The sequence below is a fragment of the Acinetobacter sp. YH1901134 genome (assembly GCF_013416965.1).
Classification (GTDB): Bacteria; Pseudomonadota; Gammaproteobacteria; order Pseudomonadales; family Moraxellaceae; genus Acinetobacter; species Acinetobacter amyesii.
Window position 1 is genome coordinate 51,251 of record NZ_VPEW01000011.1, and the last position, 24,980, is coordinate 76,230.

The 24,980-nt window shown below is 38.6% G+C and carries 18 protein-coding genes and 1 tRNA gene; 7 read left to right on the forward strand and 12 right to left on the reverse strand.

Annotated features, from left to right (window positions below; translation table 11 throughout):
- Positions 1–39: 39 nt before the first annotated feature.
- Positions 40–2,124: a zinc piracy TonB-dependent receptor ZnuD gene (znuD, locus tag FTV50_RS12025; protein ID WP_180024545.1), complete on the reverse strand. Its 2,085-nt coding sequence runs from the start codon at positions 2,122–2,124 to the stop codon at positions 40–42.
- A gap of 146 nt (positions 2,125–2,270) precedes the next feature.
- Between znuD and FTV50_RS12030 the strand changes: the two genes are divergently transcribed.
- The 4 genes from FTV50_RS12030 to FTV50_RS12045 all read left to right on the forward strand — a co-directional run bounded on the left by FTV50_RS12030 (position 2,271) and on the right by FTV50_RS12045 (position 6,523).
- Positions 2,271–3,050, forward strand: coding sequence for a DUF4184 family protein (locus tag FTV50_RS12030; protein ID WP_180024546.1), 780 nt, complete (start codon positions 2,271–2,273; stop codon positions 3,048–3,050).
- A 160-nt stretch (positions 3,051–3,210) separates the two neighbouring features.
- Positions 3,211–4,995 carry an aspartate--tRNA ligase gene (gene aspS / locus FTV50_RS12035; protein WP_180024547.1) on the forward strand — a complete coding sequence of 595 codons (1,785 nt, stop codon included), beginning with the start codon at positions 3,211–3,213 and terminating at the stop codon, positions 4,993–4,995.
- Positions 4,996–5,309: 314 nt separating this feature from the next.
- Positions 5,310–6,176, forward strand: a complete 867-nt coding sequence (locus FTV50_RS12040; protein WP_180024548.1) for a lysophospholipid acyltransferase family protein — start codon at positions 5,310–5,312, stop codon at positions 6,174–6,176.
- 125 nt (positions 6,177–6,301) lie between these two features.
- Positions 6,302–6,523, forward strand: coding sequence for a hypothetical protein (locus tag FTV50_RS12045; RefSeq protein ID WP_180022426.1), 222 nt, complete (start codon positions 6,302–6,304; stop codon positions 6,521–6,523).
- 154 nt (positions 6,524–6,677) lie between these two features.
- On the opposite strand, the gene FTV50_RS12050 is transcribed toward FTV50_RS12045, so the two are convergent.
- Complete coding sequence (locus FTV50_RS12050; protein ID WP_180024549.1) at positions 6,678–7,433, reverse strand: glycosyltransferase family 25 protein; 756 nt, start codon at positions 7,431–7,433, stop codon at positions 6,678–6,680.
- A 101-nt stretch (positions 7,434–7,534) separates the two neighbouring features.
- On the opposite strand from FTV50_RS12050, the gene FTV50_RS12055 reads away from it, so the two are divergent.
- Positions 7,535–8,419, forward strand: a complete 885-nt coding sequence (locus FTV50_RS12055; protein ID WP_180024550.1) for a hypothetical protein — start codon at positions 7,535–7,537, stop codon at positions 8,417–8,419.
- Position 8,420: 1 nt separating this feature from the next.
- On the opposite strand, the gene FTV50_RS12060 is transcribed toward FTV50_RS12055, so the two are convergent.
- From FTV50_RS12060 to FTV50_RS12095, 8 genes are all read right to left on the reverse strand, one after another.
- Positions 8,421–9,413: a glycosyltransferase gene (locus tag FTV50_RS12060; protein WP_180024551.1), complete on the reverse strand. Its 993-nt coding sequence runs from the start codon at positions 9,411–9,413 to the stop codon at positions 8,421–8,423.
- Positions 9,414–9,424: 11 nt separating this feature from the next.
- Complete coding sequence (locus FTV50_RS12065; protein WP_180024552.1) at positions 9,425–10,069, reverse strand: YrbL family protein; 645 nt, start codon at positions 10,067–10,069, stop codon at positions 9,425–9,427.
- Positions 10,053–11,072, reverse strand: coding sequence for a glycosyltransferase (locus FTV50_RS12070; RefSeq protein ID WP_180024553.1), 1,020 nt, complete (start codon positions 11,070–11,072; stop codon positions 10,053–10,055). Before FTV50_RS12070 ends, FTV50_RS12065 begins: the two co-directional genes overlap by 17 nt.
- A 181-nt stretch (positions 11,073–11,253) precedes the next feature.
- Positions 11,254–12,732, reverse strand: coding sequence for a phosphoethanolamine transferase (locus FTV50_RS12075; protein WP_180024554.1), 1,479 nt, complete (start codon positions 12,730–12,732; stop codon positions 11,254–11,256).
- Between the two features lie 87 nt (positions 12,733–12,819).
- A complete protein-coding gene (locus tag FTV50_RS12080) occupies positions 12,820–13,713 on the reverse strand; it encodes a mitochondrial fission ELM1 family protein (RefSeq protein WP_180024555.1) in 894 nt (297 codons plus the stop codon).
- An 83-nt stretch (positions 13,714–13,796) separates the two neighbouring features.
- Entirely contained in the window at positions 13,797–14,723 is a 927-nt protein-coding gene (locus FTV50_RS12085) for a branched-chain amino acid transaminase (protein ID WP_180024556.1), read from the reverse strand.
- A gap of 18 nt (positions 14,724–14,741) precedes the next feature.
- Positions 14,742–17,501 carry a bifunctional [glutamate--ammonia ligase]-adenylyl-L-tyrosine phosphorylase/[glutamate--ammonia-ligase] adenylyltransferase gene (gene glnE, locus FTV50_RS12090; RefSeq protein WP_078191263.1) on the reverse strand — a complete coding sequence of 920 codons (2,760 nt, stop codon included), beginning with the start codon at positions 17,499–17,501 and terminating at the stop codon, positions 14,742–14,744.
- 92 nt (positions 17,502–17,593) lie between these two features.
- Positions 17,594–18,880 carry a sensor histidine kinase KdpD gene (locus tag FTV50_RS12095; protein ID WP_180024557.1) on the reverse strand — a complete coding sequence of 429 codons (1,287 nt, stop codon included), beginning with the start codon at positions 18,878–18,880 and terminating at the stop codon, positions 17,594–17,596.
- Positions 18,881–20,002: 1,122 nt separating this feature from the next.
- Between FTV50_RS12095 and FTV50_RS12100 the strand changes: the two genes are divergently transcribed.
- Entirely contained in the window at positions 20,003–22,237 is a 2,235-nt protein-coding gene (locus FTV50_RS12100) for an NADP-dependent isocitrate dehydrogenase (RefSeq protein ID WP_180024558.1), read from the forward strand.
- A gap of 108 nt (positions 22,238–22,345) precedes the next feature.
- Here FTV50_RS12100 and FTV50_RS12105 read toward each other — a convergent pair whose 3' ends face one another.
- Together FTV50_RS12105 and FTV50_RS12110 are read right to left on the reverse strand one after the other, a co-directional pair.
- Positions 22,346–23,362 (reverse strand): hypothetical protein, encoded by a 1,017-nt coding sequence (locus FTV50_RS12105; protein ID WP_180024559.1) that lies wholly within the window; start codon positions 23,360–23,362, stop codon positions 22,346–22,348.
- Between the two features lie 298 nt (positions 23,363–23,660).
- Positions 23,661–23,747 (reverse strand) — tRNA-Leu (locus FTV50_RS12110).
- A gap of 178 nt (positions 23,748–23,925) precedes the next feature.
- Here FTV50_RS12110 and queA point away from each other — a divergent pair.
- On the forward strand, positions 23,926–24,966 hold the full coding sequence (gene queA, locus FTV50_RS12115; protein WP_180024560.1) for a tRNA preQ1(34) S-adenosylmethionine ribosyltransferase-isomerase QueA: 1,041 nt from the start codon (positions 23,926–23,928) through the stop codon (positions 24,964–24,966).
- Positions 24,967–24,980 lie beyond the last annotated feature (14 nt).

Genomic DNA, 24,980 nt, shown 5'->3' on the forward strand with positions numbered 1-24,980 from the left:
TTCAGCTTGATTAGAACACCTTACTCAGTCACATTTAGCTTAAAAACCAAATTCTAGCCCCACAGTAAAATTGCGTCCTACTTGTGGAATATTGGCTAAGAATGAACTGTGTGAATAAACATCTTCATCCAATAAGTTGTTGGCTTTGAAGTACACACGGTAATCATTACGGTCTTTTAACTGACCGCTATAAGCGACACCTAAATTAACCATGTTATAACCGTCAGTTTCTTGTTCATACGCCGTGATTTTATCTTGCTTAAAGACATGTACATATTCTGCCTGGCCTGACCAACCATCCGCAAAATCGACATCAACCTTGGTTCCTAAGCGCCCTGCAGGCACACGTGGTGCATTTTCACCATCAATTTTGCCACGCACATAATCACCAAATACACTCAGTTTATACATGTCATTCACTGCATAACCCACTTGCGCTTCAGCACCATAGAATTTAGCTTTATTTTGCGTGTAATCAACTAAGCGGAAGTTTTCAAAGTTATCTTTGGTTGCAGCATAAATGTAGTTGTCATACCAGTTGTGGTACATATGAACGTGATAATCCAACTGATCTTTTTCATAATGGAAACCTAATTCTAGATTATTAGATTTTTCAACATCTAGATTTTCATTTCCGCGTTCATAGGTATTGGTCGCAAAATGCTTACCATCTGCATAGAGCTCTTGCGCCAATGGCAAACGCTCTTGATGAGAACCCACCAAGGACAATTTATAATTTGGTGCAAATTCCCAGCTCACTGCACCTGAGTAGGAAATACCATAATCGTCATAATCTTTTTGTTCTGAGTCAATCTCAATTTTCTGCTGATCTACACGGGCGCCCAACTCGACATGAAAATTGCCGAATTGTTTATGCTCTAAACCAAACACGCTCCATTTTTGCGTTTTGTTTGGGCTCATCAGTGACTCTTCACCACTGATATTGAGCTTTTGTTGATTGTACTGGGTACCGATTACCCCTTCCCAATCCGCAATCGGGTTATGCACCAACTCTAAACGACCATCATAGCCCTGACTTTTAAAGGTCGTTGCCGCTGTATCACCTTCAATTTCATCATGTTGATAATCGGTATAACTTGCATGTGCACGGATTTTTTGGAAGCCCGCAAACGGATTCGCAAGTTCGGCACGGAAATCATAACGTTCTGACTTTAAGTCGACCCATGGGCCTGCGGCATCATGATCGTGATCATGCTCGTCATGGGCAGAATGGTCATGCTCATCGCTGTGATCATGATTATCATGCCCGTCACAATGCAAGTGATCATCATGTGGATGACAGCTTTCATATTCATGACTATGCCCCGGCAAGCCATATTGGTCTTGACGGTTGCTATAAGACAGTCCAGCAAAACCTCGATCATGAATCCATGACGCACCTACACTGACATTTTGCCCTTCTGCAAATGTGTTGCCAACGCGGCGTTCTTTTTCTAATTCACCATCATGATCATGGAAATAATTGGATGAAATATAGTCATTGGCTTTGCGTTTCGAACCTTCTACACGGATGGCAAATTGCTCACCTAAAGCAGCCGTCACACCGGCACTCGCCAATTTTTCATCACTGCCTGAGTTATAACGAACCCCAACTTGCCCCTCATAGCCCTTATCAGGAATAGAGGTAGGAATTTTTTGATCCGTCACGTTGACCAAACCGCCGACTGTTCCTGCCGCATATAACAGTGTTGATGGCCCACGAATCACTTCTACTTGTTTCGCTAAAATTGGATCAACCGTCACTGCATGGTCAGGGGATAAAGTTGAAACATCTGCTGTTTCAGATGCATGCTCCAACACTTTGACACGTGGCCCATCTTGCCCACGTATTACAGGTCGACTTGAGCCTGCACCAAACTGATTTGAATACACTCCAGGTTGTCCGGCAATGGCATCACCAATAGTGACTCCACCTTGTGCCAAATCTTTATGCTTTATAATGTTATCTGCAACCGCAAAATCTGCAGCACTTTGATTTAAAGGATGAACCTGAACATTAATCGCCTCTAAAGTTTGTACCTGTTGTTGCTGATCATCAGCATAAATATTGGGTGCAATCACTGCAAAAATTGAGATTGTGATTAAATTCTTATGAAAAGACATTTGGAGAGACTCAAATCTGGCTAATTTTGAATAATGTTATAATATAACATTTCATTACTTTTGCAATAAAAAACATTCTAATCTGCCCAAATCATATAGACTCACCGATACCACATTGTATTTATTCATATATTTATTTTAGTTCAATGCCTTTTACCATATCCCATGCTGTACTCGCACCGCCTATTTCCAAATTAAGCGGAAATCGCCTGCCTATTGCAGCACTCGCAATTGGTAGCATGGTGCCAGATTTATTCCGTTTATTTACTAATGCTGACTATGCAGGTTCACATCAATGGTCGGGGTTAATTGTTCCAAACTTAATCCTTGGTTTGCTGTTTTGTGTGCTGTGGTATGTGCTCTATCGCCCGATGTTATTTGCTTTTTTTGGTTTAAATAAGCCGCTGAATCTACAGAATTTCAATCACTGCTGTGGGTTTATGCTCAGTCTCATCCTCGCACTCATCATTGGAACTTCGACGCATATTGTTTGGGATGGCTTGACCCATGTTGACTTTCGTACCTTTGCATTTAAGGATCTATTGAGTCTACCGATTCAATTTTTCGGTCATTCATATCCCTTACATCGTGTGTTGCAAATTGGATTATCTGGCTTGGCACTCCCCGTTTTGGCATGGATGATTTATCGTCATCATCTTCATTATCGAAGTACAGTAAGCATCCCCACATCCATCAAAGTCTATGTATATGGTTTAGCGGCCCTGTCTTTAGCTGCGGGCATCGCAAGTTATTTTTATTTTGCTGACAGTATTTATTCTGATGCCTTTGTACACGACTTGTATGCCTATGTCGGCAAAGCCATTAATTATTTTTTCCGTGCATTTTTAGCCACGTTTAGCTTCGGTAGTCTGATATTTCTGATCTTAAGCAAGAGCACCAATATTTTTTCAACGTCATCGGCTTAAGCCCATCATTGACCGAAAATTTGCTGTAAATTTGGCTGTTTTAGCAATAAGTCCTTGTGACAAAACAGCCAAAAAGAGGCATAATCCCCTATTCGAATAAAAGCGGTACGCTGTTTACGTATTCGCTGACCTTAACCCATATAGTTGGATTTCTAACGCTATGATGCGAACTCATTACTGCGGTTCTTTAACCGAAGCTCAAATTGACCAAACCGTTACATTATGCGGTTGGGTTCACCGTCGCCGTGACCACGGTGGTGTAATCTTCCTTGACATGCGTGACCGTGATGGTCTTGTTCAAGTGGTTATTGACCCAGATACTCCTGAAGCATTCGCAACTGCGGACAAAGCACGTTCAGAATTCGTATTAAAAATTACAGGCCGTGTACGTCGTCGTTACGCAGGTACTGAAAACGCGAATATGACTAGCGGTCAAATCGAAGTTCTTGGTAAAGAAATCGAAGTGCTTGCTGGTTCAGAAACTCCGCCATTCCCATTGAATGACGACAACACAAATATTTCTGAAGAAGTACGTTTGAAATATCGTTTCTTGGATATCCGTCGTCCAGAAATGTTAGATCGTCTTCGTTTCCGTTCTAAATTGACTAACCTAATTCGTAACTACTTCGAAGAAAATGGTTTCTTAGACGTGGAAACACCGATTTTGACTCGTGCGACTCCTGAAGGTGCGCGTGACTATTTAGTACCAAGTCGTGTTTCTAACGGTAGCTTCTACGCACTTCCACAATCTCCACAATTGTTCAAACAGTTGTTAATGGTTGGCGGTATCGATCGTTACTACCAAATTGCTAAATGTTTCCGTGATGAAGACTTACGTGCTGACCGTCAGCCTGAATTCACACAAATCGACGTTGAAACATCGTTCATGAGTGACGATGACATTATGGATTTGATGGAACGTTTAACGGTTAAGATGTTCAAAGAACTTCTAAACGTTCAGTTCGACAAGTTCCCACGTATGACGTATGCAGATGCAATGCGTGACTATGCATCTGATAAACCTGACTTACGTATTCCTTTGAAATTGGTTGACGTTGCAGACATGATGCAAGACGTTGAGTTCAAAGTATTCGCAGGTCCTGCTAAAGATCCTAAAGGCCGTATTGTTGCGCTTCGCGTACCAGGTGCTGGCGCGCTTCCACGCAGCCAAATCGACGAATACACTAAATTCGTGGGTATCTATGGCGCGAAAGGTTTGGCTTACATCAAAGTCAACGAGCTTGAAAAAGGTATTGAAGGTCTTCAATCTCCAATCGTTAAATTCATCGAGCCTATCGTACTTGATCTATTGAAACGCGTTGGTGCTGAAAATGGCGACATCGTGTTCTTTGGTGCGGACAAAGCGAAAATCGTAAATGATGCGATGGGTGCTTTACGTATTAAAATCGGTCACGACATGAAACTTGCAACTTGCGAGTGGGCGCCACTTTGGGTTGTTGACTTCCCAATGTTCGAAGAAACTGATGACGGTAAATGGACGTCTGTTCACCACCCATTCACGCTGCCAAAATCAAGCGTTGAAGAAGTGAAGAACAACCCAGGTGCTGCACTTTCTGTTGCTTACGATATGGTATTGAACGGTACTGAAATCGGTGGTGGTTCACTTCGTATTTATAACCTAGAAATGCAAAAAGCGATCTTTGAAGCGCTTGGTATTTCTGAAGAAGAAGCAGAAGAGAAATTCAGCTTCTTGTTAAATGCGTTGAAATTCGGTGCGCCTCCTCACGGTGGTTTAGCATTCGGTCTTGACCGTTTAGTGATGTTGATGACTGGTGCATCTTCTATCCGTGACGTGATTGCATTCCCGAAAACTAAGACTGCGGAATGTCCTTTAACTCAAGCGCCTGCGCCAGTTGAAGCGAACCAATTACGTGACTTAGGTATTCGCTTACGTGAAAAACCAAAAGCTGAAGAATCTAAATAATCTTACATTTTAAGATTTAGATTTTAAGTTTCAAAAAACCCTGCGCTATGCAGGGTTTTTTATGTCAACCTACAAAAGGTGGTAGAAAACCTACAAAACATAAATTAAAGATTTGATTTACTTTGCTAATATCAAAACGCTTCAAGTACGTTATGATGTTGCACTACATCCTTTGAGCAATGGATAGCTCAATTTTCCACTTCCGATTATTTTGTTTTTAGATTCAGATCTTTTTGTACTTTTCACTGAATAAGTCCGGTCTCTTGGCAAAATTTATTTTATCCCATGCTGTCAATTTTGAGACCTTGTGATTCATGTACTTTCTATTCAAAATCATCGCGTTATTGCCACTTTGGCTGTTACAAAATTTGGCTTTGATGATCGCGTTTATTCTTAATCTATTTAATTCATCGATCAAACGTATCACTAGCATCAATATTCAACTGGCCTACCCAGATTTGTCAGCGACAGCGCAGAGACAGCTCGTCAGCCAAAGTATCCGCAGCCAATGCCTGACCTATATTGAATTTATTAAATGTTGGGGTATGCCGCCGAGTTATAGCTTGAGCTTACTGAAAAATATTTATGGTGAAAATATCCTCACGGAAGCGCTTGCGAATAAAAAAGGTGTGATCGTTGTGGTTCCGCATTTTGGCTGTTGGGAATTACTGAACGCATGGCTCAACTTATATACAGAACCAATGATTATGTATAAACCGAATAAAAATAAAGGGATCAATCGGTATCTGTTAGAAGCACGAGAGAAGTTTAATGCAACCTTAGTCCCGACAGATGAAACAGGGATCCGTGCCATTTTTAAGCATTTAAAACAAGGTGGCCTAACGGTCATTTTACCTGACCATTTACCGAAGCCTTCAGGCGGTATTTATTCCAATTTTTTTGGGCAAAATACTTTATCAATTACACTGGTTTCAAAACTTGCTGCAAAAACCCAATGCAATGTCATTGGCTTAAGTTGTATCCGACAACCCAACTTAAGGCACTTTGATGTGCATTGCCAAACCTTATCAGACGAGATTTTATCTAAAGACTTACAATCCTCTGTCGACACCCTCAACATCGCGATGCAAGACATCATTAACCAAGCACCAGAACAATATATCTGGTCTTACAAACGCTTTCGTGTGTGCTTTGGTAATATCAATACGTACCGCAAATAAAGGTGATCTGAGAACATCTCAACCTTTAGAGTTGTGTTCCGCAGGCTTGAATTAATCTTATTCAATTGAGATCGATTATCGACAGTGGCATAATAGCCTCAATTTCCACTTTAAGTGATTCTCCTATGGCTATGCGTCCTGAAGTCCGTCGTCGTGCAATCGTGTTGATTGTTTTTTCTGTCGTACAATGGTTGTTCATGCGCTACATTTTAGCCAATGAATTATTCAACTTAACCACCTATAACCGAATCGTTTTATTCTGTGTCAGCAGCCTTGCAGGTGCATTATTAATCTTTGTCGGTTTGATTTATATGGTGTTGAAAGGTAATGCGGAAAAGGACTCTTAAAACACTCTAAAGTCTCTTTTATAAAATTAAATAGTTTAGAAATTTTATAAACTGTTAACTAAAAATTTGACCTACTTTATATTTACATGAAATTTTATTTAGAAATAAAGTAGGATATAATTTTATAAAAACAGAATAAATTATTCGTATTCAATTATTTATACTTACTTAAGAATATTTTCATAATTTTCTTTTTATATTTATTTATATATCTTTTTTTCTTACGTATTGTTAATTGTATTTGCTGTCTTTCTTTTTGCAAGTGACTATCTTTATCTACATCTAATATAGGAGGATGTTCAAAAAGATAAGATGCATAAAAATTTACTTGAGGGTATTCAACAATTAAGTCTGCCCATTGATCAGAGAGGTTCGGTGATTCATGATATTTAACTAAAACTTCTGCCATTGCTCTATCTATAACATAAGCATATGCGGATGCCATATTTTCAATAAAAAAAGGATGAATCTTCAATATATTGCGCCCAAATATTTTTTGCTCAATAAATCTACCATAGACATTTTTAGAACAACTGAGCTGAATACCACCTAAACTAAGAAAAAATGTAGATTTTAAGCTCAATTTTTTTATATGTGAATAAAACTCATCAAAATCAATCTCACTTAATAGTGAAATTGCATCATCTTCAAATACAAATGCCAATTTAGCATCTGTATCTAAAAAGTCTTGATAAGCTTTTAAATGAGAAAGTGTACAACCTAATTCACCTGGCGTTAAAGGTCTGGTTTTTCCTAATACCCCCAAATGAAAATACTCATCAACTGTTAATTTTTTACCAGCAACGCCAATTTTATTAAATGAACTTGAATTTCTAAATATTCTTTGCTGAAAAAAGCCCACTAGTCGTTCACTATTTTCTTTCTCAATAGAAATCACATATTTTTTCATGAACTGTTTCAAAATAAATGCTAAATTTATAGCTAAATCATATCATTTGTCTGTTTAATTATTCAATTATTCGAGAATCTTAATTAAAAATAGAGTTATATATGCGGTTTATTGTAAAAAAATGGTTTTCATTTCTACAAAAAAAAAGAGAGTTAAAATTTAACTCTAGATGGTATCTCCGCTTTGGCAAACTACACCAGCCTTTTAAACCACAGCAAATTCCATCCTTACATGAAATTCATGCACCAGAAGGGCACGTTTATGCCGATCCATTTATCGTAGAAGAAAATGGACGTACATATATTTTTATTGAAGAAATTTCACCTGAGCATCCTGTTGGTTATTTATCTGTCATGGAAGTTTTTCAGGATGGTCAATACAGTCCACCTATTCCAATTATTCAATGTTCTTATCATCTCTCTTATCCCTGTGTATTCAAACACGAAGATACGTGGTATATGATTCCTGAAAGTGCAGCCAATAAAAGTATCGAGTTATGGAAATGTACAAATTTTCCATTTTCATGGGAATTTGATCGCATATTAGTAAATGATGTAAACGCTGCGGATACTACCCCTTATTATCAAAATGGAATGTGGTATCTATTTACTGCAATCAAAAATAAATATTCAAAAAAGTATGGCAATGAACTCCATATTTTTTATAGTGACCATCTACTGAGCAGCGATTGGAAATCACATCCCCAAAACCCTGTTAAAAAAGGAATTGTGCAATATCGCCCAGGGGGTCACTTGACCACAATTAATGATAAGTTAGTCCGTCCATCACAGGATTCTCTCAAGCGCTATGGTGGGAGTTTAGACCTCAACGAGATTACCAAACTTTCCCCAGAGCACTATGAAGAAAAATTTTGGATAAAATTAGATAGTGAATGGCATCCAAATGATAATGGCTGTCATACCTTTAATATTTTTAACCAGCATATGGTGATAGACGCAATTCGTGAAACGCCTAAAGATTTGTAACTTAGTTTCGATACAGATTTTCAGTTTGTGCCAACATTGACTCAAATTTTAGGTTCTGTTCTGCTTTTATAAATGCTTTCTCAAATAGAGGAAGCATTTGTGCTTTTGGTTTTAACGCGATAGAAATTAAACTCGCCATCTGTTCAACAGAGTCCGGTTCACATATAAACTGCTCATCAATAAAGTCGGCAACCATTCCCACATTAGAAGATAACACCGGTGTATGACTCAATAATGCTTCGGCCAGTGTAATCGGCCCCCCTTCTTTCAAAGAAGAAATCACTAAACAGTCTGCTTGCGTTAATAGCTTTGGAATGTCTGAACGAAAACCCAGTAATTTCACGCGGTCATTTAAATTAAGCTGAGCAATTTGAGTTTTTAAAACTTGATATTGAGTTCCGTCCCCCACTATCCATAGTTCGCTATTGATGTTTCTCCATGCTTCAATCAGGATATGAAACCCTTTGACCTTTTCTAAACGTCCAATCGCTAAAGCAATAATAGGCTTATTTTTCTTTATAACTATATCTTTGACTGGGCTAAGGAGTTGATTCCCGCCATTCCAAATCACTTGAACCGACTGTGAAGCAGGAAACTCCTCTTTAATTTTTCCACTTACAGCAATGATCTGATCAAAGGCCATAAAAGGTTTTAAATTGCTCTTCATACCATGCACGGTCACAATTTTTTTACATGAAAATTGCTTCAGCCAAGGGGCTAAAATGCTTGCTGCTTTACTTGCCTGCACATGCAAAATATCGGGTTGCAGCTGTTTTATTTTTTTAACTAACTCATAAATAAGAAATGGATTCCATCGGCTTCTTGAAAAATCAACAGCGTGCAATGTGATATTCGAACTGAGCTTTTGCTGATAAGATTGATCTGCAATTAAATGAACTTCATGATGTTGTGCTAATCCATGACATAAATCCAGGGTATGTTTTTCAAGCCCCCCCATACCACCACTTGTTGCCATAACTTGTACAATTTTCATGGTTACCCCGACTACATAGTTTTTCGTATTAACTGTTTAAGACGCTCTGCACGACGACGAATTTTCTTATGCATCAATACTCTAGACCAGTAAGATAATGGAATAATTTCTTTGCTCTTGAATGTGGATTTCACATCAATACACTTTAATCGAATGCCTTCATGATGGTGTTGGACAACTAAATTACCCGAATTTAAGTCAAACAGAGGAATATTATATTGAATCAGCCAATCGGTTAATTGATCTATCGATTGAGATACGCCATCTATATTTAAAGGCATTTTATGCTTTAAATAATGATGTAGGCTCAAAGAAATTTCCCCGTGTTCATCTCGAATTAATTCACAACTTAAAATCAGTTGATCTTCAATAACCTCCAGTTTTAAACACGCTGCAATAAATCTATTTAATTCTTTCTGATCAATGCGAGCTTGTAAACGTTGATAAGCGCACCATTCAATATAATTTTCATTAAACCGATAAAACTGAGTACTTAAAAAACGCTGTAGCTTTTGACGCCAATTTTTAATTTGACGGCGTTCTTTAGGCAAATCTATTTTCAAACATATCTTGGGGTCAGATGGAGAAACGACACAATAACGATTTGCACCTTCGCCCAGATAATGTGCAGATTCCAACTCAGCAATTGAAAACATGTGCCTTCCATTCATAGTCTTCAGTATAAGGCTGCTTAAAAATTGTCTCTAACATAAACTTTGTTACGCGTTTAGAGTTATAACTAGAATGTGTCCGGCTCCAACCTGCTTTTGCAACTTCTTGAGCTTCTGCCGGATGATGTGCAAAATAATTGATTTGATCTGCCAATTCATCAACATGACTAAAGTAGACCACTTCTTTATCCGAAAATAAAGTTTCAAATCCTGGAATACGAGGTGTAAAGGTCAACAGACCATTACCTGTAAGTTGCGTGATACGGTCTGAAGTATATAAGTCTAATGAATTAGCCCGTGAATAATTTAATCCCATACGAGACTGACTGAGGACTTTAAAATAGCCCGCCCCAAAAACCTTTGGATCTTGGTCAAATCCACAATAACGCGCCGGAATATGTTTAATTTTCGCTTGCAAACTACGGATAAACTTGGTTCGCTCTTGATCAGATGATGAACCGCAGAATACCAGTTCATTTTCAAATTCATTTTTTTCAAAATTTTTTAGGCTATCGATAGTATCTAGACTCATATTTGGCATATAAGCCACCGTATTTCCATGACCCAACGTTTTGAGGAGTTCACCACTTGTTGTCACAAAAATAGTATCTAAATATGGCGACCATTCTTTAATAAAATTCGCTTTCTTATCCACACAAATCCAGTCTACATACCAAAATGCAATTTTAGTTTGTGGATAAACTGATTTGATTGTTTTTAATGTTTCACTGCTTAATAAAGAAGAATGTCCAATTAAAATTAAATCCGGCTCAAAGTTTTCAACAATTTTTATAACTTCTTCATTCGCCCACTTTTTCCCAACTTTTTTCGTTCTCCATACTGTTCCATAGTACGCCATATCATGAAAAGAGAAATCATAAACATGATGACCATTTAAAACCAAACCTGCCGAGATTTTTCGATCAGTATTGTAGAATTCTGCACCTGACTTTTTAAACGCAAAGTTATTAATATGTAATATTTTCATAAATTAACTCAGTAATGATCTACCTGCATCGAACAACAGATTTCTAAAACTTATCAGCAATAAAAAACCTAGACTATCTTACAAAAAAAACTTTCAAACTTTAATAAAAATTTATGTGTATTTTTCCTGCAGCCTAAACAGTAAAATTTTAATTTTATTGATTTTTATATTTAATTATGAATCATCTCATTTCACTCTCATCTAACTCTTGATAAGAAACATACTCATCCCAATCAAAAACGGTGACATTTTGATTATCTTCAATAATCGCCAACGATTTTTTAGGATCTAATAATGGTGTTTTCACCCCCAATAAATCTGCATAAATATGCATATAATCATAGGCACTCACAGTCTTGTTATAGTGGTTTTTTGCCTGTGCATCGCTACGTAATACAAAAAATGGAACCTGATAATTATCTTTAAAATCATTATCTACATGATATGAATCTTCATCCACGGTCATACCATGATCTGAAAAATACGTCACACTGAAACTACGCTGATCAGCCTTCAATGAAGTATATATCTGTTCTATAAAGTGATCCAACTTATTGATAGAAGATAAATAACAATTAATCGTTTCAGGTTTATTCGCATACATACGTGGTGCCTTAAACAGACGTTCACACGCATCCGGATGTGAACCCATCATATGAATAAAAATTACATTTTTTTGATTGGCATATTTTTTTAACTGGGCCTGTAATATTTCGACCATTTTGTCGTCATCAATATTACTCGACATATAGTTACCACTTTTCAGGAAGAACTGATGATCGGCATGAATCGCAATTTTAGAAATCGCCGTATCATTTTTCCCCATAAATCCCTGATTTGAAATCCACATGGTGTTATAACCCGCTTGTTTTGCTAGCGTTACAACATTTTTTGCAATCTGCGGTTCACGATTTTGATCAACCAAAGTCAGCGTACGAGTCAGACTAGTTACCGTATTCGGTGCAGTTGCGATGTAATGATCTACAACATCCAGCGGCATCTGATTTAAAAAAGGTGTGGTATCGTCTTTCGAACCGTAGAGTGATAAATGATCTCGCTGAACACTCTCACCAATGATAATCACTTGATTATCATAGCTAGCATTCACCTGCTGAATTTGCCAATCGACATCTTGCACATTATCTTCAAGGAGCTTGGCCTCTTCTTGTTTATATTTAACCGTCGCCAGTGCAGTTTGAACACCAAACACACTGACGCAGTTAGCAATAAAGATAAGTGCCAAAATCAGCTTGCGATAATTTCCCTGGTTAGCTTGATTAAAAAATAAAATATAAAAACAGAGACTTAAAAAAATAATTAAGGCAAAAACAATATATTTAGGATTAACTACAGATAAAAATTCAAAGGCTTCATTGGTATTGCTTTGGAACATCGATGCCACGATTCCCAAAGACATGTGCCCTTGTAAGAACCCCGTCCCACTTGCAATATACAGGCTAATGACAAAAAACAGCGCAAGGAAAATGTACTTAAAAATACGACTATGTAATTGTTTTACAGCAATGAAAAAAAACGTACTCGAAAGAACCAAAACAAAGAATAAAGGAGCATCTTTGATTTCAGATAAATAGTCCCAAAAACCTAAGCCAACGCAAAACCCAATCGAAAGCAAAAGCGGAAACAAATAGGTTTTTAGCATGACCTGACAACCCTTTAATATTATTCAAACATTGTCTAGTTAGACTGAAATGTTGGTAGAAATTTTTCGTCGGGTATTATCTATACTTTAGGGACCGAGTACAATCTTTTTGGCGATACGGTCAGTTTCTTTAAATTCGCTAGCGAGATTCAAGTCAGTTAAAGTCGTCTGTAATGACACCAAACCTTGTCTTAAAATTTCATCTACAGACTTGGTAATCCGGTCTTCCTTCAAGCGATCCACTTCAATCACCCCGACTTTACAACCCGCGGTGAGAGCCTCGTAAATCATTGAAACACTATCTTCAGTTACCCAAACCGCTTCGGCTTTTTGCATTTCTTCGAAAATCCAACCTTGCGGAGTGACTTCAACTGGGAAAATCTGTACTTTTTCAATATTCTTTAACTGTTTTAATTCTGCTAAAAACGCTTTTGGTGTGCGCCGTGAAGTGGTCAAAATGATTTCTGAATTTGGATTCTGCTCGACTATCTGTCCAATTGCATGAAGTACTTTAGCTGCATTCCACTGATGGCGTTTTGAAGAGCCACCCAAAGCGATCAGGATTCGACCATGCTGATGCCGCTCCTCATTCACAATAGGATTTAACGCACCCTGTGTGGTCAGTACTTTATTTGATGCCTGAATACCATCGTGCTGTGGAATTACCGCATAATCAAACCATGCAAACGGCAAGCTTGGCTTCATTAAAATAATGGTTTTGGCTTTGTTATACACTTTGCCCAACAGCCATACTCGAAAATGTGTATGGCTGCCGACGCCAAAAATATAAGTTGGCTCGTGTTCTACGGCATGAAGCTGATGGCTAAATAGCGCAGAAATAAGTGTCACTATAGGCAAATCATCAATTGAAATTTCTTGAAATGTGACTGCTTCCTGAGATTGGCGCTGCATGGCTTTAAATAAACCCAAAGCTTGTGAGCGATGTCCTGCTTTACCATCACTGACATAAACAATATGCATAGTCACGTTCCAAAAATTTCAATATCTTCAGGCCAATAAAAAAGGCGAAACTTAGTTTCGCCTTTTCATCTTAACCGATCAGCTTATTTTACGTAAGTTAACCAGTGCGCATATTTAGGGTCTTTACCCTGAACCGCATTAAAGAATGCAGTTTGGATTTGCTCAGTGATTGGACCACGAGAACCTTCACCAATTTGACGGTCATCATATTCACGGATTGGCGTCACTTCAGCAGCAGTACCTGTGAAGAATGCTTCATCAGCGATATAGAATTCGTCACGTGTAATACGACGTTCAACCACTTCAAAACCAAGGTCTTTCGCAATTGTAATAATAGTTTGACGCGTAATACCATCAAGCGCACCACCCGCGATGTCAGGAGTATGAATCACGCCATCACGTACTAAGAATACGTTTTCGCCTGAACCTTGACATACATAACCTTGTGGGTCGAGTAACATTGCTTCGTCATAGCCAGCATGTGCCACTTCTTGGTGTGCAAGAATTGACAAAGTATAGTTACCAGATGCTTTTGCTTTACACATGGTCACGTTTGGATGATGGTGCGTAAATGAAGACGTTTTAACACGGATACCCTTCGCCATCGCTTCATCACCAAGGTAAGCACCCCAGCTCCATGCAGCAACAACGGCATGAATGGTATTGTCAGTTGCTGCAATACCTAATTTTTCTGAACCAATAAAAATAATTGGACGTAGGTAGCAAGAAGCCAATTTGTTTTCACGAACCACATCAATTTGAGCTTGTTCTAATGCTGCATGATCAAATGGGACTTTCATTTGATAAATTTTTGCAGAATTTAATAAACGCTTAGTGTGTTCTTTTAAACGGAAAATAGCCGTTCCATTCGGAGTTTCATAAGCACGGACGCCTTCAAACACACCCATGCTGTAATGCAATGTATGTGTTAATACGTGAGTTTTTGCCTCACGCCAGTCAACCAATTGTCCATCTTGCCAAATAAAACCATCACGATCAGCCAAGTTCATGGCACACACTCCAAATTTTTATACACAGTCATTTTTATCCAATGCAAACGTTGCAGTTGGATCAATTAATCTTTGCCATAGCTTGCAAACGACCACTCGGGTATCGTGCCAATCGTCAGCTGAAACTTGCATGGATTGATTCGCAAGTGCTAAACGGTGGCTCTCGGCTCGTTCACGGAGATAAGCTTGAATCAATGCTGTCGCATCGGCGCTGGATAAGCAATCCGTTCTTGCGGCATCCTCAAGGATTCGTACGTTGTCAGAGTAATGGGCGAGATCGGGATTCGACCCACTCCATGCTAATACTGCATACTGTGCCATAAATTCGATGTCAACGATACCACCTGCATCTTGTTTTAAATGAAAAATTCCATCTTTTTGCTGCTCTTTAGAAGAACCTAGATGGTCTTTCATTTTTTGGCGCATTTTGAGCACTTCTGCACGAACATTGTTCTCATCTCGTGGCTGCGTCAAAATATTGCAGCGCAAGTTTTCAATTTCAATCCGTAAACTGTGCTCGCCTGCAATGGTTCTGGCACGTACCAAAGCTTGATGCTCCCAGACCCAAGCATTTTTATGTTGATATTGCTCAAAGGCTTTTAAGCTGGTCACCAATAACCCCGCCTCTCCCGAAGGTCGTAAACGTGTATCCACCTCATACACTCGACCATCTAGGGTTTGCGTGGTCATTAAGGACATAAATTTTTGTGCCACCCGCATGGCAAATTCAAAGCCACTAATTGGTTTCTGTCCATCGGTATCCGCTTGTTCATCCATATAGTGAATAAACACCAAATCCAAGTCCGAACCATAACCCAGCTCGATGCCACCCACCTTGCCATAGCCAATTACCGCGAAAGCCGTGTGATCAATCGAACAACGCTGCCCTTCTGCATCAATTGGATAGCCATGTTTTTTGGCAACAATTTGATATGCCAAATGCAAGGTTGCATTCACCGACACTTCAGCAATATCGGTCAATGCATCCGACACTTTCATCAACGGACTTTCTGCCAAAACATCACTAGCAGCTACTGCTAAGACATTGGATTTTTTAAATAATCGAAGAACACGCATTTGGTCTTCGACTTGATCAATTTCAATGCGAAGCAATTGTTGTCGTAGAGAGTCTTCTAAATCTTTACGCTTTGGCAGCTCAAAATCCATCGACAAAAACTCATCTAACAGCACGGGATAATGCGTCAATTCTTCGCAGATCCAAGGACTGACTGTCGCCATTTTCACTAATCGTTGTAATGCCCCTTTGCTCTCAATCAGCATCACCAAATAGACCGTACGGCGCAGCACCGACTCCACCAAAGGCATGAGACGTAGTAAGGCCACCTGAGGTTTATCTGACTGTAATATCGCCTCAATGAGATGGGGCCAAAAGGTTTTTAAACGCTGTACTGCTTTGGCAGGTAATTTTTTCAGCGCATGTCCATACCAAAATTCATGAATTAAGTTTTTGGCATCATCATCTAAAACATCGTTCAACTGTGCTTCTAAATGACTAAAGCTTTCCAGTAACGGATCGGGTTCTTTTTCTTTAATAAGATGTTCAAATTGATAAATGACTTTGGCACGTTTCTGATTGAGCACATTCAAAAAGTCATCCCAAGATGCAAAACCTAAAGTATCTAAGATACGTTGGCGGGGTTCAGGCTCATGTGGCAACGATTGGGTTTGCTGATCATTGAGTGCTTGAATCGCATGTTCAATACGACGTAAAAATAAATACGCATCTTCTAAATCAGCAACTGCGGTTTTTTCTAATAATCCGACTTCACCTAAATGATGCAGACTCACTAAACATTGACGGTCTTGCAACTCGAGTTTTGAACCGCCATAGATGAGCTGAAAGACTTGAACAATAAATTCTACTTCACGAATTCCGCCTGCACCGAGTTTAATGTCATCTTCGATATTACGACGCAGCACTTCACGTTCGATCATGGCTTTCATTTCACGCATAGCTTCGAAAGCAGTGTAATCGACATATTTGCGGAAGACGAAAGGTCGGGTCATTTCCAGCAACTCAGCGCCTTCTTTACCCCCCGTGACGATACGTGCCTTAATCCAGGCATAGCGTTCCCATTCTCGGCCATGCTGGCTTAAGTATTTTTCTAATGCAGCATGACTGATTGCCAAGGCAGAACCATCACCCCATGGGCGTAGACGCATATCTACACGGAAGACAAAGCCGTCTGCAGTAATATGGTCAAGCAGGTAAATTAATTTTTGTCCCCATAAAATACAGAACTGTTGTACATCGATACATTTTCGACCGTTGGTTTCACCTTGTTCATCAAAGGCAAATATAAGATCAATATCACTTGAAAGATTAAGTTCCTGTGCACCAAGTTTTCCCATGGCAACCACAATTAGGTCTTGAACTTTCCCCTTATAGCCTAGCGGTTCGCCATATTTCGCAATCAACGGATTCAGCGCAAAATCTTTTGCCGCACAGATAGAAGCATCGGCAAAGTCTGAAAGCTCTCGAGTTAAGGTGACGACATCGGTGAGTTGATTGGCATCTTGCCAAATCCAACGAAACATCAGGCGTGCGCGCAGCACACGAATTGCACGCATCCAACTATTTTCATCTTGGATATCGGCAAGGCTGCTTGCGACAAAATGTTGAATTTGTGCTGTACTGAGCGAGGTTTGAAACTGATCAATTGCATAGTCTTGTTCTAAACTGGCCTGATGGATTCCGAGCACCTGTTCAGCATATTGACTGGCACGTAATGTTTTCTGCAATTGCTCCGCATTCATTTCACAAACCCTAGCGTGATTTTTTTCTAGTTATAACAGTTGATAACGCTTAGGGAAAAGTATTTTTAGGCTTTTATACCAATAGATGCGCATTAAAGTTCACTTAAGGTCGCATCTTTCTGTGCACTGCTGCTCTCGGTATTTAGGGTTTGATGCAGGCTCGTCGCCTGTGGCAACCAGACTTTAAATTGTGTGCCTTCACCTTCTTTCGAGTTCACCACAATTTCACCCTGATTTAAGTCCACAAAACGTTTACAAAGGACTAAACCCAACCCCGTACCACGTTCTCCTGCCGTACCTTTAATACTAACCGTCAGTTTTTGCTGAAATAAATCATCAATCTGAGCTTGGGTCATCCCCAATCCAGTATCTTGAATAGTGAATACAACCCGTTCTCCATCTCGATCGGCTGAAATCGTCACCACACCTCTACCATCGGTATGGGTAAATTTCAATGCGTTTGACACCAAGTTTTGCATCACTGATGTGATCATATTGATATCTGCATTGACTTTAATACCTTCAGGCACGGCATTGATCAGTCGAATATTTTTCTTCACAGCCAAGCTATTTAAGACATCACTGACGATTTTTGCAGACTGATGTAAATCAAAATTAATCGGGTGATAAACAAAGCGACCACCTTCTGCCATGGCCCAGTTCAACAGGCTTTCTAAGAGGTTATACGTCGATTGTGTGGTGTCATATAAATAGTCTGCAATATTTTGCACACTCGAATCATCTAAGGTATGACGCTCCTGTGCCAAAACTTCAGAAAATCCAAGTAGACCATGAAAAGGTGCTCTTAAATCATGCGCAATAATTTGGAAAAATTTAGTCTTACTAAAATTCAGTGCCGACTGCTGTTCATAGGCTTCTTTTAATTCGGCATTTTCAACACGAAGTTGAATAATATTGACTAGACTTTGTACAAATTCTTCAACGATCTTTAATTGTTTGGCTTCAAATGCAGTGACTTGGTCATCGAATAAAATAACTTTACCGATAGATTCTTGATCATATTTTAAATCGAAAGCGACTAAACGCTGATGCCCTAATCCAAGTTCTTGCATATAGTCGGAATAAGCTTGGTAATTTTCAGCGTCTCGGTCTATACGAGAATGTTCAGCAAAAAACTGATCGAGACGATCATCATCAGCTTCGGCCATAAAGGCCTTAAATATGTGCTCTGACGCATACCATATATAAGGTTCATTTTTAAATGCGAGGACAGCATTATCGACTTGCACAATACCACGCGCGAACTTTAAAAATTCTGCAATGCGGTTGTCGTCCGTATAAACCCCCATCAATAAAGACAAACGACAGGCAGTTAATAATTCGGTTTGTGTACCAATATCCAGTAAACGTAAAGCCATCCCGTTGCTCTCCTCAGGGTTTATCTTAAAGATAAAAACCAACTGTTATGTTCAAGATTAATAGCAAAAATAGCCCAAACACTCAATAACAAAACCCAACAAAAAGACAAACATCATTTACGAATACGCTATTTAATCGAACTTTCATCCAATTAGAAAATAAAAATATCTATAAAGAACATAACATTAAAGGTAAAACAAAAATTAAAACAATAAAATTAGAAACTTAAATTAATTTAAATTTTATTGACTGTTTATTTTAAATCGCACTTTTCGCGTTTTATTCAAACTAAAAACATGACCAAAAGAAATATTCATTTACATAAGACCTAAAAAACTGGGTTTAATTTTCTTTAAATACATCACAAAAAATAGTGAGTTTTATGACTATTCTATGACCAGATTACTCATCAGGATGCTCGTTTCAGTCAGCTACACTAAATGAATCTATTATTAATCCTTTCTATTAGACTAATTTATTAGTTTTTATCAGTTGTGTGTGTCATTTGAGCATTAAACCATACTTGCTCGCTTTTACTTTATTAAACTGAGCTAAACATTCGTTTCATGCTTCTACTGCACATGAACTCATTCACCCAAATGACTGAAGCTGAAAAAATGCCATGCCTTATTCATCAGATATATAAGTTATCGCATAAACATTCCGCGACCGTTCAAAGTCAAACGGAGCATCAAACTCACGTCATTCTTTAATAAAGTCCCCAACCCTGACTAATTTTTAAACTTCCGCACCAAATCTACATCTAAAAGTTAAGGCATTCGGTTTGACCTATCAAACGCTTTGCTTTACAACTAAAACTTGAACGAGCCATAAAGAACAGATCAGCCCCAAAAAAATGATATAAATTTAATTGTTCAATAGCTTTAAGCTATGAATAACAAGCTTTCAATATTTCCCTTTTCGGTTTTGCGCTAAAATTGGGCGTCAAACTGCACTTCTTTTGTATCATTTTTCTACGAAATGACCACATCACAGGATCTTGCGTTGACTGAAAAGCAATGAACCCCGATACTTTCATAGTTTTATTTAAGCAAATCGGTTCATAGAGGCGAGCCACAAGCTCGAACCTCAAAGACACAATCTAAAGCAAGGGGCTATATATGGCTGGTGGAAAGTCAACTATCATCTACACACTGACCGACGAGGCGCCATTATTGGCGACTTACTCTCTGCTGCCGATCATTGAAACCTTTACTAAACCTGCTGGCGTTGAAATCGTTAAACGCGATATCTCAGTTGCAGCACGTGTACTCGCTGAATTTTCAGACTATCTAAGCGAAGAACAAAAGGTGCCAAATAACTTGGCAGAGCTTGGACAATTAACCCAAGATCCAAGCACAAACATTATCAAACTTCCGAACATCAGTGCTTCAGTTGGCCAATTAACTGCTTGCATTAAAGAATTACAGTCTAAAGGTTTTGCAATTCCGAACTACCCAGAAAACCCAGCGACTGAGGAAGAAAAAGAAATCAAGGCACGTTATAGCAAATGCCTAGGTTCTGCTGTAAATCCTGTACTTCGTGAAGGTAACTCTGACCGTCGTGCGCCTACTGCAGTAAAAAATTACGCGAAGAAACATCCGCACTCTATGAGCGAATGGAAACAGTGGTCACAAACTCACGTTTCTCACATGGACGAAGGTGACTTCTACCACGGCGAAAAGTCTATGACTTTAGACCGCGCTCGCAATGTAAAAATGGAATTGATCACGAAGTCTGGTGAAACTGTTGTTCTTAAGCCAAAAGTTGCGCTTCAAGAAGGCGAAATCATCGACTCAATGTTCATGAGCAAAAAAGCACTTTGCGACTTCTATGAAAAAGAATTAGATGATTGTAAAGAAGCAGGCATTTTGTTCTCTCTACACGTAAAAGCGACCATGATGAAGGTGTCTCACCCAATCGTTTTCGGTCACTGTGTGAAAATTTACTACAAAGATGCATTCGAAAAACATGGCAAATTGTTTGATGAGTTAGGTATTAACATCAACAACGGTATGTCTGGTCTTTACGAAAAAATTGAAACTCTTCCGACTTCTCTTCGTGAAGAAATCATTGCTGACTTACATGCTTGCCAAGAACACCGTCCTGCACTTGCAATGGTTGACTCTGCAAAAGGCATCACTAACTTCCACTCACCTAATGACGTAATTGTAGATGCATCTATGCCTGCAATGATCCGTGGTGGCGGTAAAATGTGGGGTGCTGACGGCAAACAGTACGACTGTAAAGCTGTAATGCCTGAATCTACTTTCGCGCGTATCTACCAAGAAATGATCAATTTCTGTAAATGGAATGGTAACTTTGACCCACGCACTATGGGTACAGTTCCTAACGTTGGTTTGATGGCGCAAAAAGCTGAAGAATACGGTTCACACGACAAGACTTTCGAAATTCCTGAAGCAGGTATTGCAAACATCACTGACCTTGAAACAGGTGAAGTGTTGATGTCTCAAAACGTGGAAGAAGGCGACATCTGGCGTATGTGTCAGGTGAAAGACGCTCCGATCCGCGACTGGGTGAAACTTGCAGTAACTCGTGCACGTAACTCAGGCATGCCTGCGATCTTCTGGCTTGACCCGTACCGTCCACACGAAAACGAACTCATCAAGAAAGTTCAAACTTACTTGAAAGAGCACGACACTACTGGTTTAGACATTCAAATCATGTCTCAAGTACGTGCTATGCGTTATACACTTGAACGTGTTGCTCGCGGCCTAGATACAATTTCTGTAACTGGTAACATCCTACGTGACTACCTCACAGACTTGTTCCCGATTATGGAATTGGGTACTTCTGCGAAAATGCTTTCTATCGTGCCTCTAATGGCTGGTGGCGGCATGTACGAAACTGGTGCGGGTGGTTCTGCGCCTAAGCACGTACAACAACTTGTAGAAGAAAACCACTTACGTTGGGATTCTTTAGGTGAGTTCTTGGCACTTGCTGTTTCTCTTGAAGAAATGGGCATCAAAGAAGACAACGCGAAAGCGAAACTTCTGGCGAAGACTTTAGATGCTGCAACAGGCAAACTGCTTGACAATGACAAGTCTCCATCACGTCGTACTGGCGAACTTGACAACCGTGGCAGCCACTTCTACCTTGCTAAATACTGGGCTGAAGAACTTGCTGCGCAAGACGAAGATGCAGAGCTTAAAGCGAAATTCGCTCCTCTTGCTCAAGCACTTGCTGAAAACGAAGAAAAAATCGTTGCAGAACTTGCTGAAGTTCAAGGTAAAGCTGCGGACATCGGTGGTTACTACGCTGTAGATACAGCAAAAGTAAATGCTGTAATGCGTCCAAGCGCAACTTTAAATGCTGCTCTTGAGGCTGCTCAATAAGTTGATGCAAAACTAACGCAAGTTAGTGATGTAAAAAAACCAGCGCTTCAGCGCTGGTTTTTTATTCATATTTATTTTAACTAACTTTAAAAAATAGAACTTCAATAACTACTCATCACTTTCATTTTGTTTAACCTTTTCATTCTTAATATTAATAGCCTTTAGCCCTTTTACCACCTCAGCACTAGCTTTTATCAACTCTACACTGTTTTTAAGCTGATCTTGAATCAAATCACCAATTTTATCATTTTGTGTTTGCTCCAACTCTTTACCAAAGTATTTCATTGCTAAGTCTTTTTTAAGAGTAGACAATTCATTAGGATTCATTCCAATTACATAACTTGGAAATGCTGTTAGTTCTAAATGTGTTTGTTCCGCTTGATCTGCTTTTTTCCGAAATATTGAAACATTTCTAAGAAAATAAGTTATTAATGTTATTCCAGCTAAAAGAAATATTACCTTAATTAACAAATAGTCCAAAAAACTCATATTCAACCAATGCATCTTATAAATTAAAAATAGAGTAATTGAAAATACCAATGTAATACCTATTGCCCAAAAAAATCTTTTTTGATTTTCCTCAAATTGTTTTTGATTAATTTTTCTAGCTTCACTATAAATTGTTTTAGTTTTCTTTTCTAAAATAGTTTCTCTTGTTACATCTATTTCATTTAAAACACCTTGAATTCTTTCTAAACTATTTTGAAACCCTTCTTCATAAACCGCCCTAATCCATGTAGAACTATTAATTAAATCTATAAGTACTTTACCTAACTGATATGTTTCCCTATTTATTCTGTTCATAAAGTTTTTAAGTGTAGAAATTCGGTCTAACTGTATTTCACCATCAACTATATTTTTCAGAGTTTCTAAATCTGTTTTTGTTTCCTGTAACTTTGATTGAACAATTTTGTTTATTTGAGTATCACCTGAGAGAACTTTTCTATTTAACTCATACTCGAATTTAACTAAATTTTTGCCAATTTCATCTAATTCACAAGAATAGTCATCAACATTATTATCTAAAAAAATAATAATTCTACTTTTTAAAGACTCAACCATTCTTATTAATTCATTAACGAGATTGCAATTTATAGAATGCAATGTTTGCTCATCATCCATCATACCTACAAATACTCCTTAAAAATTATTCCTAACAAGGAATCAATTAAGTTTTAAAAATAATACTTATTCAGATTTTATATCATCTAACTAAAAACTTAATTATAGAATTTAAACTTATTAATCATCATTTTATAGAACAAACAACCAATATTCATAAGCTATCATTATCGACCACAACTATTCATATTAAGAATCAAATACCCAATGACTCTTTGAAAGAAATCAAACATAATAGTTAATTTTTTATTAGACAATAAAAAACCCCAAGTCTTAATAAGCTTGGGGTCTTTTAGAATTTTGGTCCCGAGGGTCGGACTCGAACCGACACATCATCTCTGATAGTGGATTTTGAATCCACCGCGTCTACCAATTTCACCACCTCGGGAAGGTGTTGAAACGTATAATAAACTGTTTCAAAAACTTGTCAACGCATCATGTTCTCATTTGATTAAAAATAAACCGTATAAGAATTTTTAGATGGATAATCCATCAATTTCAGCGTTAAAACCCAAAAAAGCTTATACTAAGCCAAATTTCATTATCCCCTTTTCAGATTTCTTAACATGCAACTTTCTGACTTTAACTTCAATCTCCCCGACGAACTCATTGCCCGCTATCCGCTTGAAACACGTAGTGCATCACGCCTACTCCATCTCGACCTCAATGGCGAATATCACGACCATCATTTCACTGACATTCTAGACTTGCTCAATGAAGGTGACTTGTTGGTACTGAACGATACCAAAGTGATGAAAGCCCGCTTGAAAGGCAAACGTGCAACTGGTGGTGCAGTTGAAGTCTTGGTTGAACGTATTCTTGACCCAAAAACCGCACATTGCCACATTAAAGCCAGTAATACGCCTAAAGAAGGTGCAGAATTATTTATTGGTCCAGACGAAGTTAAAGTGACCGTTCAAGGCCGTCATGAAAACTTATTTGTTGTGGAATTTTCACAGCCTATTTTACAAGTTTTAGATTTATACGGCGCATTACCGATTCCGCCTTACTTTAACCGTGAAGCAGAAGCGATTGATACTGAACGTTACCAAACTGTTTTTAACGATCCGACCAAATTGGCTTCAGTTGCAGCACCAACAGCAAGCTTACATTTTGATGAAGCGCTACTCAAAAAATTGGCGGACAAAGGCGTAAATAAAACCTTTGTTACCTTGCATGTGGGTGCAGGTACATTCTTACCCGTACGTACCAATGACATTGAAAATCACATCATGCACAGTGAGTGGTGTGACGTGTCAGAAGAATCTATGGCTTTAATCCGTGAGACAAAAGCACGTGGCAATAAAGTTATTGCTGTCGGTACTACAGCGACTCGTGCGACTGAAAGTGCCGCTCAAGCCAATGGCGGCGAACTCAAGGGTTGGACTGGTGATACACAAATCTTTATCTACCCAGGTTATGAGTTCAAAGTAGTCGATCGTTTAATTACCAACTTCCATTTACCTGAATCTACCTTGCTCATGTTAGTGTCAGCGTTGTCCAGTCGAGATAATATTTTGAATGCCTATCACCATGCCGTCGAGAGCCAATATCGCTTCTTTAGTTATGGTGATGCGATGTTAATTGATAATATTAACCACAAATAAAATTACGCCGAAAT